This is a genomic window from Thalassotalea coralli (genome assembly GCF_055786205.1).
Window position 1 is genome coordinate 725,897 of the sequence record NZ_JBVVBK010000001.1, and the last position, 14,511, is coordinate 740,407.

Annotated in this window: 13 protein-coding genes and 1 riboswitch; of the genes, 9 read left to right on the forward strand and 4 right to left on the reverse strand. The window is 40.4% G+C overall.

Annotated elements, in window-relative coordinates:
• Positions 1 to 33: 33 nt before the first annotated feature.
• From ACOB80_RS03275 to ACOB80_RS03290, 4 genes are all read right to left on the reverse strand, one after another.
• Positions 34 to 777, reverse strand: coding sequence for an MBL fold metallo-hydrolase (locus ACOB80_RS03275; protein WP_473164369.1), 744 nt, complete (start codon positions 775 to 777; stop codon positions 34 to 36).
• A gap of 94 nt (positions 778 to 871) precedes the next feature.
• Complete coding sequence (locus ACOB80_RS03280; protein ID WP_473164370.1) at positions 872 to 1,516, reverse strand: HAD family hydrolase; 645 nt, start codon at positions 1,514 to 1,516, stop codon at positions 872 to 874.
• A 93-nt stretch (positions 1,517 to 1,609) separates the two neighbouring features.
• Complete coding sequence (locus ACOB80_RS03285) at positions 1,610 to 2,479, reverse strand: GGDEF domain-containing protein (RefSeq protein WP_473164371.1); 870 nt, start codon at positions 2,477 to 2,479, stop codon at positions 1,610 to 1,612.
• A 182-nt stretch (positions 2,480 to 2,661) separates the two neighbouring features.
• Positions 2,662 to 3,147 carry a VOC family protein gene (locus tag ACOB80_RS03290; protein ID WP_473164372.1) on the reverse strand — a complete coding sequence of 162 codons (486 nt, stop codon included), beginning with the start codon at positions 3,145 to 3,147 and terminating at the stop codon, positions 2,662 to 2,664.
• A 166-nt stretch (positions 3,148 to 3,313) separates the two neighbouring features.
• Between ACOB80_RS03290 and ACOB80_RS03295 the strand changes: the two genes are divergently transcribed.
• The 9 genes from ACOB80_RS03295 to ACOB80_RS03335 all read left to right on the forward strand — a co-directional run bounded on the left by ACOB80_RS03295 (position 3,314) and on the right by ACOB80_RS03335 (position 14,511).
• On the forward strand, positions 3,314 to 3,496 hold the full coding sequence (locus tag ACOB80_RS03295) for a helix-turn-helix domain-containing protein (RefSeq protein ID WP_473164373.1): 183 nt from the start codon (positions 3,314 to 3,316) through the stop codon (positions 3,494 to 3,496).
• Positions 3,497 to 3,550: 54 nt separating this feature from the next.
• Positions 3,551 to 4,204, forward strand: a complete 654-nt coding sequence (locus ACOB80_RS03300) for a substrate-binding domain-containing protein (RefSeq protein WP_473164786.1) — start codon at positions 3,551 to 3,553, stop codon at positions 4,202 to 4,204.
• Between the two features lie 125 nt (positions 4,205 to 4,329).
• The gene (locus ACOB80_RS03305) at positions 4,330 to 5,679 is read left to right on the forward strand and encodes a DASH family cryptochrome (protein ID WP_473164374.1); all 1,350 of its coding nucleotides are present in this window, start codon (positions 4,330 to 4,332) and stop codon (positions 5,677 to 5,679) included.
• Between the two features lies 1 nt (position 5,680).
• Positions 5,681 to 7,132 (forward strand): cryptochrome/deoxyribodipyrimidine photo-lyase family protein, encoded by a 1,452-nt coding sequence (locus ACOB80_RS03310; protein WP_473164375.1) that lies wholly within the window; start codon positions 5,681 to 5,683, stop codon positions 7,130 to 7,132.
• On the forward strand, positions 7,132 to 7,275 hold the full coding sequence (locus ACOB80_RS03315) for a DUF2256 domain-containing protein (RefSeq protein ID WP_473164376.1): 144 nt from the start codon (positions 7,132 to 7,134) through the stop codon (positions 7,273 to 7,275). Before ACOB80_RS03310 ends, ACOB80_RS03315 begins: the two co-directional genes overlap by 1 nt.
• Before the next feature lie 97 nt (positions 7,276 to 7,372).
• Positions 7,373 to 7,517, forward strand: a riboswitch (cobalamin riboswitch).
• Positions 7,518 to 7,632: 115 nt separating this feature from the next.
• Positions 7,633 to 12,108: a cobaltochelatase subunit CobN gene (locus ACOB80_RS03320; protein ID WP_473164377.1), complete on the forward strand. Its 4,476-nt coding sequence runs from the start codon at positions 7,633 to 7,635 to the stop codon at positions 12,106 to 12,108.
• A 1-nt stretch (position 12,109) separates the two neighbouring features.
• Positions 12,110 to 12,691, forward strand: coding sequence for a MotA/TolQ/ExbB proton channel family protein (locus tag ACOB80_RS03325; protein ID WP_473164378.1), 582 nt, complete (start codon positions 12,110 to 12,112; stop codon positions 12,689 to 12,691).
• Positions 12,688 to 13,023, forward strand: coding sequence for a DUF2149 domain-containing protein (locus ACOB80_RS03330; RefSeq protein ID WP_473164379.1), 336 nt, complete (start codon positions 12,688 to 12,690; stop codon positions 13,021 to 13,023). Before ACOB80_RS03325 ends, ACOB80_RS03330 begins: the two co-directional genes overlap by 4 nt.
• Positions 13,024 to 13,026: 3 nt before the next feature.
• On the forward strand, positions 13,027 to 14,511 hold the full coding sequence (locus ACOB80_RS03335) for an adenosylcobinamide amidohydrolase (protein WP_473164380.1): 1,485 nt from the start codon (positions 13,027 to 13,029) through the stop codon (positions 14,509 to 14,511).

Here is a 14,511-nt window from a genome sequence, read left to right on the forward strand (position 1 = left end):
GCGTTAATAGGTAACTCGTGCCGAGAATATGCTTTATTTAAAAAGTTTTTTAATTTTTGCTTTAGTCGCCCGCCAGTGTGTCATCGGCACTTTCGGCGCTAAACTCACTAAGTGTAGGTATTCTTCATGGGTTATTTTTACTTCGCCATTGTGCGCCAAAATAACACTAGATGGTCTTAGTTTTTCCACTTTTTCTAGCGACGTTTTGTAGCGGTTCGGGTAAAAAACGGGGAAGGGGGGAATAAATTTGTTTTTCACCTTTACTGCTAAATCAGCAATATAAACTTTTTTAGTCAGTTTGTGAAAAAGTGACATATCTCTATCGGTATGGCCTTGAGTTTCAATGGCTATCCAATCTTCAAATTCAGGTAATGGTTCACCGTCTTTTAACGCATGATCCACGTTAAGCCTTGGCATGTACCAGATGTTCTTGCGCTTTCGGCCAAGTCGATTGGCAACCCAATAGGTGAGTAAGATATCGCTTAAGTACATTAACCACCCGTCAATGCCATTATACCACTGGCCATTCACTGAACTTGTGATGATTTTACAGCCGAATTTTGATTTGAGTGTATTCGCTGCCCCCGCATGGTCTGGGTGCATATGGGTAACAAATACCGCTTTAAGGTGATCAATAGGGCGATTTAATTCTTTAGTGACAAACTCTTCAATACGGCTAATATCTGCTTTGCAGCAACCATCTAGTAGTAATATTTTGTCGTCGTAAACGGCAAAATAAATAGATTGTATGTAGCCTTGTATTTGGCGAATTTCCATTTAAGCAATATCTAGTGTCAGTAATTTGAGCTAACAGTTTACGTTTTTTTATACTGGTCTGACAAGTTTGAGGTGAATTGCTTACACTCAACAGTTAAAGCAGGTCGTGAAAACTCGCTATTTGTAACCTTAATCGATGAGCCGTTAATTCATCAAAGGGCACTAAGTCAGGAATGCCCACGGTAAAGCAGCCTGCTTCTATTGCCGCAGCAGCGCCTGTATTAGAATCTTCAAAGACTAGTGCTCGTGTCGGATCTATATTTAGTTTTTCACAAGCGAGTAAATAAGGCTCCGGAGAAGGTTTAAAAGCATTAACGTCGTCTCTGGTTACTATCACTTTAAATTCAGAAAAGAAATCGTAATGAGCAAAATTACTTTCAACACCATAAACGGCGCTAGAGGTGACTATGGCTAAAGGCTTTCCAAGCTTTTTGATTGTTTGCAAATATTGCTCGAAGCCAGCTTTTAATGGCACGCCTTTTTTAAGTAACAAATCTAAGTTTTGGTAATAGCGAGTAGAAAAATCTTCTACAGACATATTATTGTTATACCACTTTACGGCTAATTTGACGCAATTGGGGGTAGTTTTGCCAATAAAGTGCAAATACATCTCGTCGGTAAATGTTTGATTGAATTGATTTGCGGTTATTTTCCAAGCTTCTCTATGAACAACCTCAGAGTCGAAAATAGTTCCATCCATATCAAACAAAATGGCGTCAAAGTTGTCATAATTTAGCATTGTTAGTTTCTTAGTTATGTCTGGAATTCAAAAGCTAGATTAGAACATTCTACAAAAATGAGATGACAAAAAAAGGTGTAATGATTAAAAGTTCTAGTTCTTTTTGCACTTATACATATTCAAATCAGCTTGTTTTATTAATTCAACTAACGATGTTTTACCATTTTGACAAATCGAATAACCTATACTTGCTGATACCGACAGTTCTTCGTGCAATAAATAGGTGAATTTCTCGATAGAATCTTGAATCTTGGTAACTATTTTATCTAAGTTGAACAGCGAGTTTTTATCGGTGATCATCACTAAAAATTCATCACCGCCAATCCGGCTTACCATGTCTTCGTCTCGCAAAGAGACCTTAATTGCTTTTGCTGTCATATTGAGTACTTGGTCGCCAACGTCATGACCAAAATTGTCATTTACTTGCTTAAATTCATCTATGTCTATAAATAGAATAGCGACAGGTAGTTGCTGTCTCTCGGCTTCTTTTAATTTTTGATTAATGTAATCAAAAGCGAAAGCACGATTGTAAAGCCCTGTTAAATGGTCGTGAGTAGCTTGGTAGGTAATTTCTTCCTCTTTTACTTTGCTTTCAGTTATATCCCGAACAAGCATGATAAAGCGCTCACCATCTGAAAGACAAACTCTAGCTTCAAACCATTTTACTGCCTCCATAACGGGTAATTTATACTCTATTATTTCAACTGTTTGGCTTATCATCGAGTCATCTAAGGCTTGTCGAATAATATGAGCTGCCTCGTTAGGCAGTACATCACACATAGATTTACCTAAAAATTCGTCAGGGGGGATATAAAGATCATTCATGTTGCCTGCGCGGTACTCTAATATTTGAGCGTGTTTATCTAAGACGAAAATCAAGTCAGGAAAGACATTGAATATTTCATCGACAGAGAGGGAGCCTATGTGCGCTCTTACTAGAGTTTTTTGTTGCGCCTCTGGCATACAATCGTGTAAAAATTTTTTTAGAGATAACTTAAGTAAAGCAGAAATTATAGATATGAGAAAATATTGAAGAAAATTCGTTTATTCGGCGTTAAAGTTGCAATTGTGTTTTAATCGCAAAGGCTAGTTTGTAACTTTGCCTTTGCGTATTCTTATGGGGACTACACGTATAAAGAAATCGGTTATTCGTAGTCTGAAGCGTAAGTTTCTTCATACGTATGAGAGTAAAGCTCAAATAAATTACCAAAAGGGTCTTCTAAATAAACCATTTTGGCGGGCTTACTGTCATCTTCTGGGTGATAGCGCATAATATCCATTCGAACTTTACCGCCATATGCTTCTGTTTTTCGCATAACACTTTCAAAGTCATCTGTTTGCAAGCAAAAGTGAAATATGCCCAAACGTGAGAAGTTTACTTCATGGCGTTCGTCTCGGTTTTTCATTTCAAAGAGTTCAACACCAATACCATCGCTTGTAACTAAGTGAGCAATGTTAAACCCCTCAAAGCCTTCGCCAAAAACAGCAATACACATTCTACCGATTGCAGTTTCTCTTTCTTCAACGACTTTGGTGTTGTTCATCACAATCTTTAGGCCTAGAACTTGGGTGTAAAACTCTACCGCTTTGTCCATATCGCCTACCATAATACCAACGTGATTCATTTTCATAGCTCGTTCCAACCTTTCTTTAATCTCAGACTTAATGTGATATTCATTAATTAATTTGATGAGACTATTTTAGGTTTGGATATTGATTAATAAAAATTATCATTAATAATTATGTTGATAATGAATTGTTATTACTTCTGCTGATTAAAAGTGAAAGAGTGTGTGTATGTTAAACCCTGTTTGGTTAAAGACCTTTGTTACTTTGATTGATACTGGTCACTTTACTAAAACAGCTGAAAAGCTGTTTATGACGCAGCCAGGGGTAACTCAGCATATCCACAAACTAGAAAGCGCATGCGGATATGCACTGATCAAGCGTGAGAAAAAGTCTTTTGTTATAACTGAATAAGGTAGGCTAGTTTATCAACATGCCAAAGAACTCGCTTTAAGTGAAAAAAAGCTTATTGAACACCTTGCCTTTGATGATCCATATACAGGGGAGTGTTCGCTGGCTTGTTCTGGCTCGGCTGCTCTTTTGCTTTATCCGGAAATGCTTAATCATCAATTAAAATACCCGAATTTGGTAATGAAGTTAAAAGCCGCCCCTAACCATCAAATTTTATTAGATATTCGAGAAGGCGATATCGATCAAGGTATAGTGACTGATATTCCCAACAAGCACCTTTTTGATGCGGTTGAAATCGGAAAAGAAGAACTGTGTTTAGTCGTTCCCAGTAATTGTATAATTGACGGAAACATTGCTGACTCTCTGATGAAGCTTGGGTTAATCTCGCACCCAGATGCGGAACATTACTTAGCGCTTTATTTTGGCCAAAGTACTGATTTATCTATCAATCAAATTGAAATTAAAAACATTCCAGTTGTTGGTTTTGTTAATCAAATCAGTCAGATACTTCAGCCTGTATCACAAGGTATCGGGTTTACCATCTTACCTCGAACTGTTATTGATAGTTTTCTTCAAAAACACTTGCTCTCAGTGATGGAGTCGAAACACTCAGTGATAGAAACGCTTTATCTCATCAAAAAGAAAAACCGAGAATTGCCTGCTCGCTATACAACATTTAATAAAATAATTGAACGTGGATGGGCAAGCTAGCTCAGACAAGTACTGCACTTCTACTTGAATCTAGGTTGGATAGGCTACGATTATTGCGCTTTTTGAACTTTGAATCGTCATAGTTCGTATGTATTTACTTAGTACTGAGTTCAAGAGTAATAGCTTTGAAATACAAACGAGCCATCTATTGGTTTACCAATGATTTACGCCTAAAAGATAATAAAGCGCTAGTAGGTTTAAGTGAACAAGTTGAAGAAGTTTGCTTTATTTATGTGTTCAATGAAGGAGATTTTGTTAAACGTAGTTTTCAAGCAGCAGCAATTGGTCATCATAGAGAAAGGTTTATCTTAGAGTGTTTGAGAGAAATTAACGACTCTTTGGCCGCGCTAGGGCATAAGTTGTTGGTCTTATCGGGCAAAGTTGATAGCGTTTTACAATTAGCTATCGATGTAATTGAGCCTGACGCATTTTACTTTTCAAAGCAGCACGGATTTGATGAGCGCAAACTAATCACCACACTCAATTGTAATAATAGTCATGTGGCGTTTAACGGTTATCAACAGTACACCTTATTTGATCTGGCGGATATCTTAAATCAAAACAACCTTTTCAATTCATTTAGTAAATTTAGAAAGTTTGTAGAAAATAGTGAGCTTGAGATCGCATCTGAAGCTAATCAACACGCTAGTTTTCCTAAAAGCGGCATAACGCAAGCGATAGAAGCACGATTACAGCCTTATTTGTATCAATCAATTACGTTAGAGAAGTTGGCTCAGTTTTCTTACTTTCGTGGTGGCCACAAACAAGCTAATGAACACATCAATGTTTACTTTTCCTCTAAATCTCCGAGCACTTATAAAGAAACCAGAAACGCGTTAGATGAATGGAGTAGTTCAACGAAATTTAGTCAATATCTTGCACATGGCTGTTTATCGCCTTCTCAAGTGTGGCGAGCGGTTGACGACTATGAAGCCAATACGGTCGCAAATGACTCAACCTATTGGATTAAATTTGAATTGTTGTGGCGCGAGTATTTTCAATGGCTTTCACTCAAGCAAGGCAAAACGCTATTTACCTTCGGGGGGCAAGATAAAAAATCGCCGTTAACCAGCTTTTATCCAGAGCGCCTGAGAAAGTGGCAAGCTGGAAATACCCCATTTGCTTTGGTCAATGCATGTATGAAGCAATTAAACGAAACTGGTTATATGTCAAATCGCGGTAGGCAAATAGTAGCAAGTTGTTTTGTCAATGAACTCGGTCTAGATTGGCGTTACGGTGCTGCATATTTTCAGCAGCAATTAATTGATTACGATGTCGCCGCTAATTGGGGCAATTGGCAATACATTGCTGGCGTGGGGGCTGACCCAAGAGGAGGGCGACATTTTAATTTGGAGAAACAAACCAACATTTATGACCCCGAAGGTTTCTTCATTAAAAAGTGGCAAGGAGAGTCAGATAATCAACCTTTAGATTCGGTAGACTTAGTCGATTGGCCGGTAACTAAGGCCGTTTAGTATGTCGATCGCGATTGTATGGTTAAAGCGAGATTTACGCTTGACTGATCACCTACCTTTGAAGTGGGCTTCATCCACTGGCTTACCCGTTTTGTTGATATACAACTTCGAACCGATGCTATTACAAGACACTCACTATAGTAAAAGGCATTGGCAATTCGTCGCACAATCACTTTTAGACATTCAGAGTCGATTGCCTAGTCGCTCTTTATTGTGCGCGAATGAGGATATGTTAGCGCTGTTGTCAAGTCTCCACGAAAAATTCGACATTCGCTATTTATTTTCACATCAAGAAGTAGGCTTAAGTAATACCTTTCAGCGTGATAAAGACGTTATGACATGGTGTTACAACAATGAAGTTCACTGGCACGAGGCTAATTATGCTGCTGTTATTCGAGGTAAACCAAATAGAATTGGTTGGGACAAGCACTGGAGCGACGTGATGAGAGCTAACGTTGAAAATGTTGACCCAAATACTGTGAATTGGATGACAACTGATGAAAGCGATGTTGCATCGACGGCTCAATTATTAGCTTACTTTAATATTGGTGAGACTAACTGGCAGCAAGGAGGGGAGAATGAGGCATGGCAGGTATTAGAGTCATTTTTTTCAACACGTGGTAAAAACTATGCGTTTAACTTATCTTCACCGGAACAAAGCCAAGTATATTGCTCAAGACTGAGTGCTTATCTTGCTTGGGGTAATATTAGCCTAAGGCAAGTTTATCAAAGCCTTTTGTCTCATTGGAAAAAGCCAGGATGGCGACGTAGCTTGGTTGCATTTAGTTCAAGACTTCATTGGCATTGTCACTTCATTCAAAAGTTTGAAAGTGAGAGTGATATGGAGTTTCGAGCCGTTAATAAAGGCTATGAACACATGCCTAGAATGGCAGGAGAGCTATCTGTCGTTCGTTTAGCTGCATGGAAATCAGGCAAAACTGGTATTCCAATGGTTGACGCATGTATGCGCTGTCTGCTCGTAACTGGCTATATTAACTTTAGAATGAGGGCTATGCTAGTCAGCTTTTTGTGTCATCACTTAGAAGTTGATTGGCGCCTTGGGGTAAAACATCTAGCAAGTGTTTTTTTAGACTTTGAACCGGGTATACATTACAGCCAATTTCAAATGCAAGCGGGTGTAACTGGAATTAATACCATAAGAATCTATAACCCAGTAAAACAAGGACTGGAGAAAGACCCCGATGGCTATTTTGTTAAACGTTGGCTACCAGAATTGAGCGAAATCCCAGAAACTCTTGTGCATCAGCCTTGGAAACTCACAGTAATGGAACAAGCAATGTATGCCATTGAGCTAGGAGTTGATTATCCTTCACCAATCGTTGATCTCGAAGAGAGTTATAAGAAAGCCCAGCAGCTGCTTTGGTCATGGAAAAACAATCCAGAGGTAGTGCAAGAAAAGCAACGAATATTAAGTCGCCACGTAAGACAGTAATGAAGAAATTTGATTTACCAACTAAAGTTTGTGTCGTTTGTAAACGACCGTTTCGATGGAGAAAAAAGTGGCAACGCAAATGGAACGCAGTTAAATACTGCTCAGAACGTTGCCGACGCAGCCGAATGAAAGTTCAAATATAACTTCGTCATTTAATACAATATAAAAGTTGTATTTTTGAGCAATTAATTGACTTTGCGAACCTTTCCCTGTAAAAAGTTCGCGTTTTCTATGTGTTTGAAAAAGCAATTGCTTATTGATAACGCCATGGAATCCGGTGCTGAATATCTATCGTCAGTTATTTATTTAAATTCCGGAGCTGTACTCGCAACTGTAAGTGTTTTAACAACACGAGCCAGATACATGTCATAGAAACACTACTTTTCGGGCGAGAATACTCGATATAGTTTCAAGGTGGTTTTTTGACACAGGTTTCTTAGCTGTTCAGAGCTTCTTGTCTATGTTCTCGCAATTGCTTTATAAGACGTTGGCGAGAAATCATGCGCAATTATTTTCTTTTTGTTTTTCTGCTACTGAGCAGTTCACACTTTGTTTGGGCAACCCAAAGTAAAAGTGATTTACTCATTCTAACCTCTCAACGTAATGCCGAGACCATTGCCGAAGCTGCTCGTTTATTTTATTTGGCAAACCCGAAATTCAGTCACCTTAAAATCACCGCACGTACAGATACACAATTATGGGCACTAACGCCCAAGCAACGAGCAACACTCATCGAAAATAGCCAAGCGGTTTTAGGCTTTGGCCTTTATGGTGCAAGTGTCGCTAACCTAAGACCTCTGCTGGTTAACGACAATCAACAACGACTTATCATGAGCAGTGACCACCGTTTAGTGGCGCTTAGCCAGTTTAATCGAAAGACAATTTTTGATAATTCACAGCAACTTAAAGCCCTCGCTAAAGCCTTGCCTGGCGAGTCATTTCAACAAGATTTACAAGACCAACTTAACGCCAATCCAGCGCAGTCTGAATGGTTGATGGCTAGAGCCTATTGGCATGCTGCTGGCGCTGAAAACACAGCGCAATTGTTTGCTTGGATGTTTGAACAGATGGGACATGGTACTGACGTAAAACCCCCGTTTCCGACGCCACAACTTCGTTGGTACTTTAACGATGAATTTCATCATCAATTACCGAAGACAAACTTAAACAAATTGACTGTGAATGAGCCTATTATTGCCATTATCGATCATGCAGGCGGCGGAAGACCCGCGGATGCTAAGTTATTACGTCAAGTTTGTCTGCAAGCAAAAGATAAATTTAACGCGCATTGTCTCGCCGCATTAGCTTATTGGGGCGAAGCGGGCGTATTAGCAGCTAAAGCTTTATTGCCTTTAAAAGACAAATTAGCAGCGGTGGTTATGCTACAAGATTTTGTTATTGGTGGCGGTGAAGGGCGCGAACAAACCACTGAATTTCTACAGCAACTAAATGTTCCGGTAATTAAAGCGATTAAAGTGCGCGATCGCAGTTCAATTGAACGACAACTTTCATCAGACGGTTTAGCGCAAGATAAGGTGTACTACCAAATCGCCATGCCTGAACTTCAAGGAGCTAGCCAACCATTAGTTGTCGCTACTTTAGGGAAACCTTTTATCGATCAAAGCACGGGAATAAAAGTACAAGGCGTTATCGCTGAACAGAGTGGCATCAACTCTGTGTTAACACGCATTAACAACTGGCATAAGTTAAAAGTTAAGGAAAATAAAGATAAGCGTGTTGCTATTGTTTATTACAACCACCCTCCGGGCAGACATAACATTGGCGCTGATAACTTAGACGTACCTGCGTCGATTTGGCAAATTTTAAATAAGTTGAAGGCTGAAGGTTACAACACAGGAAAGCTGCCTAATTCTCAAGAAGAACTCTTAGACCTGATGCAAGCACAGGGCGTTAATCTACCAAGAGATTCTGCAGCGTTAGCGTCCATGAGTAACACTATAGAAACCATGTCTGCTACTGATTACCAATCATGGTTTGAAGCTTTACCTGATACGGTCAAGCATGAAATGGAGCACGGCCCTTTTGGTTTATTGCATCAGCAGTTAACGGCAGCAATCGAAGCTAAGCAATTTGATATGGCTGAAGAAGCGCTGCATCACACTGTTGAAGAGATGCATCACTTACTTGAAGGTGTTGACCATCAAGGGAGAGAAAGAGCATTAGCTTTATTAGAAAAGCTGGAACATTGTTACCACGGCATAATAGAAAAAGAGCTTGATAATGCTTGCTTAGAAGAAGCGCCGTCGATTATTGCCGCGATAAAGAAAACAGGGATTGAAGGTCTAGGAGGTTGGGGTAAAGCACCTGGTAAAGTCATGACGTTCAATAACGAAATATTGTTGCCAGGTATTCGGTTTGGCAACGTGTTTATTGGTCCACAGCCTCCGCGTGGTTGGGAGATAAACGAAGAGTTACTTCACGCCAACTTGGCTTTTCCTCCACCTCATCAATACTTGGCTTTTTACCATTTTTTAAAGAATAAATTTAAGGCGGATGCATTGGTTCACCTAGGCCGCCACTCAACTTACGAATTCCTACCTCGTCGTTCTGTTGGTTTAGCCGAAGATGATTATGCGCGAATTATTGCAGGCGATATTCCAGGCGTTTACCCATACATAGTTGACGGTGTAGGTGAAGGTATTCAGGCAAAAAGACGAGGTTTAGCGGTGATGGTGGATCATTTAACACCACCGCTAGCTAGCACACCACTTTATGATGAGTTATTACAGCTACGTCAGTTGATAGAGAGTTTTGAAGCTAACCATGGTAGTGACAATGAATTAGTTGCAGATCGTTTAGTAAAACAAATAAGAGACAAAGTCGACGCCCTTGAATTAAAAGAAGAGCTCGCTCAAGCAATGTCTGCAGAACTTGCCGTGATGGGCATTAGTTTTGAGCAGGTAGATGACGACATGTTAGTGCATGAAGTCGGACACTATTTAACTGATTTACAAGAACGTTTTATGCCTTTAGGCTTACATGTGTTTGGTAAAGATTGGCAAGACGATGCAATTAACATGATGCTTGATTCTATGCTATCGAAAGGCAAGGAAAGTGTTATACCAACAGGTAGTCTAGATACTGAAGTTACTTCTGAACTAGCTGCGGTTGATACGGTTGATAAAGGTAAAGCAGAAGAGATAAAAGCCAATTTAGTTGCATCACCACAAGCTGAACTAACGTCATTATTAAACGGTTTGTCAGGTGGTTTTGTTTCTCCAGGCCAAGGCAATGATCCTATTCGTAGCCCTGCGAGTTTACCAACTGGGCGAAATTTTTATGCGCTTGACAGCTCGTTGATTCCTAGCAGAATCGCATGGCAGCTTGGCAAAGAAATGGCTGAAACAGCTCGTGCCAATAACCCGCAAAATATTGATAAAAGTGAAGCGGTAATTTTGTGGGCGTCTGATGTGGTTAGGGATGAAGGTGTCATGATCGCATTTGGTTTGGATATGCTTGGTTTAGAGCCGGTATGGAACAGCCGAGGGTTAGTTAAAGGATTAAAACACCAAGAACGAAATAATAATGCGAACAGTATTCGCCGCGACATTGTTTTTACTACTTCAGGGTTATTTAGAGACCTGTACGGCTCACAAATGATACTACTTGATAAAGCGGTATTGATGGCGTTAGATGCAAGTAGTGATGTGATACGTCAAGACTATCCTGCCTTAAGCTTGGCACTTGCAGAAGCGTTAAACAGGCTTGGCAAGCAAGCTAAAGGCGGCACGCAGCCGTTGTCGCAGAACCAAGTTGCGGCGCATTGGGTAAAACAAGCGAAAGCTCATTTAGCTAAAGGTGTAACAGGAAAAGACGCTGGTTTAATGGCTTCTTATCGCGTGTTTGGCGATGCGCCAGGAAGTTATGGCGCAGGTATTAATCGACTGGCAGAACGTTCTGGTGCGTGGGAAAAACGTGAAGAGCTTGCTCAAGTTTACATCCGAAGAATTGGTCATAGCTATGGTTTGAACAACTTTGGTCAACCGTCACAAGCATCGTTTGAACAAGCCTTGTCTAGTGTAGAAAATACTTACTTTGGTCGCTCTAGTAATTTATATGGGTTAATCGACAATAACGACGCCTTTGATTACTTAGGTGGTCTAAGTTTAGCCATTGAAACGATTACCGGTTCAGCACCAAACAACTTTGTTATTGATCATGCTGATCCTACTCAAGTGAAAACACGTCCACTAGGTATTGCGTTGAGGCAAGAGTTACGCGGTCGCTTCTTAAACCCTGAGTGGTTAAAAGGACAAATGAAACACGGATACGCTGGCGCGCGTACCATGGGAAGTGAATTTTTAGAATACTTGTGGGGCTGGCAAGTGACTAACCCTACACTAGTGGGAGACTGGGCTTGGCAAGAAGTAAAGTCTGTTTATATGGATGATCGTTATAATCTTCAATTAGATGAATTCTTAAGCCAAGGCCACAACGCCCATGTAAAAGCGAATATGTTAGCAGTAATGCTTGTCGCGATTCACAAAGAGTTTTGGCAGGCTTCTGATAAAACGACTCAAGAACTTGCTAGTCAATTTGCTGAGCTTGTTAATGAAAATGGCTTGCCAGGAAGTGGTCATACTGATTTTGATAATCCGATGCTACCTTGGTTAGAGCAACATCTAGATGCGCAACAATGGCAGCAACTTAGCCAAGTTATTGCATTGGCGAAAGGTGAACAAGATAAGTTGCAACAAAGCCCAGAAGAATATCGAGTGACTGAAATTCATGAACTAAATAATGCAGCTAAAGCGCAATCAAGCGAAGAAAAGAGTAATAACAGTCTAAATAATCAAAGTAATGAAGCTAATGCTGGTGATGAAAATGGTGAAGCTGCCTCAGATTCTTCAGATATTCCATTGTGGCAATGGTGGCTTGTACTGGCTCTATTGCTATTTGTTATCGGTGGATTTTACCGTGGTCTACGACAATCAAAACAAATAAAAGGTGAATAACATGGATTATGGAATGTTACTTGGTGGCCTTCATCAATTAGTTAGCTGGCTGCTTTATCCCGTTATTGTCGCCTTGGGCTTACTGCTCGTGCTCATTCTTTGGGAACTAGGTTTAAGTGTCGCTGAACGTTTAATGACGCTAAAAGCCTATCGTCAACAAATTGAGTTAACTCCAGAGGACGGCGGTACATTTAACAACGAATCCTTTAAACGAAAAGAAAAGCTAGCTAAACATTTTCAAGTTTACGCGACAAAACGATTGGAACGCGTTGATTTACTCGCGCGCTCTGGCCCCATTCTTGGGTTAATGGGAACACTTATTCCCTTAGGGCCAGGCCTAACAGCACTTGGTGAAGGAAATTTAGATATTCTAGCGACAGCGCTAGCAGTAGCGTTCGACACTACTGTGTTAGGGTTACTTATTGGCTTAGTCGCTTATATTTTGGGACGAGTTCGTCGACGATGGTATGAAGATACTTGGCAAGTGATTGACGAAAGCCATAAAAATTCGGCAAGTATTAGATTAGTTTCTACAGGTGATGATCATAATGTCGCTGCTAATGCAAAGGCGGGTGGGGAATGATGAAAGCGAACAAACCTTCATGGCAATCATCTCATTTCACTGAGCAAGATACCGATCCATTAGCCGGTTTTGCCAATATTATGGATGTAATGTTGGTGTTCTCTTTGGGGCTTATGCTAGCACTAGTTGCTCAAAGCCCAGACTTACAGGAAAGGTTAAACATTAATGCTGATAAGTCGAACAAGGTAAGCGTAACCACCGGCGATGAATTGGTGGAAATACCAGAAGAGATAAAGTCGAGTATGAAAGGGAAAACTGACGGGATGACTTCTTTAGGTCAAGTGTATAAAGACCCAAAAACCGGCAAGCTTATTTTGATCAGTGGGAACTAACTTGTGAAGAATACAAAAGCTCTTACTAAGAAAAAAGTAGGGATTCAATTATCAATATTTGCTCACTGTATTTTACCTGCAATTTATGGGCTAAGTGTTCCAGCTAACGCTTTTGAACGAGTCAGTATTGATGAAGGGGACTATTTTGATGTTAATTCTTCTGGAGGTGGATCGGCGAACTTATCTAGCCCTTTGGCCTTAAAAAGCGCTACGGTTTTAGCGCAAACGGAACATTATAAAGCGATGCGGCAAGGAACCTTCTTTGTCACTCAGCTTTTAACGCCGCATTTGGTGTTATCTACTTCCGCTTTTAACGGAGGCCAGTTGCGAGATATAAAGTACTTGGTTAATCATCAAAGTATGGAGGCTAAAGGCGATAACACACGATTTTTTGCTCAGTTAGCGAAAACTCGCGAGCAATATCATCAAACGATAGCCAGTAAATTAGGTGTTAAGCCAAATGAATTAGCTCTGATGGGCACAGCTGCTAATATTCAACAATTAGCAAAAGCCGAGCATAGTTTTCAAGACCTTACTGTTACCGTTTTTGCCACCGCAGGTGTTAAAGGAAATGCACAACGGGCTGGCGATGATACGCGTTGGTTTCAAGTGCAAGAAAGTGGTCGTGTGGTAAATAAGTCAGTTAACAGTATTAAATCAACAGATAAAAATTCTGTGCCTAGCTTTAAAGAAAGTCGCCCAATAGATAATAAGGGAACGATAAATATAATCGTTTTAGTTAATCAAGCTGTTACCCCTGGAGCACAGACGAAAATTGCTATGCTGACGACAGAAGCAAAGTCTGCAGCTTTGGCTGAATTAAGTATTTTTAGCAAGCAATCTTCACATTTAGCGACTGGCACAGGAACGGATCAAATTATTGTCGCCACACCAATTGCGACGGCGAGCGATAAAACAGTGCCGTTACCAAGCGCTAGCGGGCACCTAAAGTTAGGTGAATTAGTTGGTGTTACCGTTAAAGAAGCTGTGCTTGAAGCACTGCGTTGGCAAAACGAGTTAGAGCCAAGCCAAACAAGTAGTGTTTTTCATGCACTTAGTCGTTTTGGTTTAAACGAAGCGTATCTTTTATCTCAACTAGAGCAACACCTTTCTCAAGAGGAGTTTAAGCTAGCTAAGCATAATTTAGCCATTGTTTCGCGTGATGCTCGCCTTGTTGCGAGTGCCTACGCGTTCGCTAATTTGTTGGATAAACTGCAATATGGTGCGCTGCCTAAAGCGATAGTAAGAGAAGCAACACGAGATCAAGCTTCACAGGCTGCCGTTGCAGTGTCTGCTAAACCAGAGCTTTGGTCAGAGTTTTGGCAACTTTTATCTTTCCCTAAACAAAACATAGCTAACGCTGAAACTAAAGCAACTCACTCAAATAAAGTAACGAGCGAAAATCAAGCGCAACTTTTTAAAGAGAGTATCGCTTTGTTTACCAAAGCAATTGCGTTAGGTTGGCAACATAAATGGCTAGATGAGTAA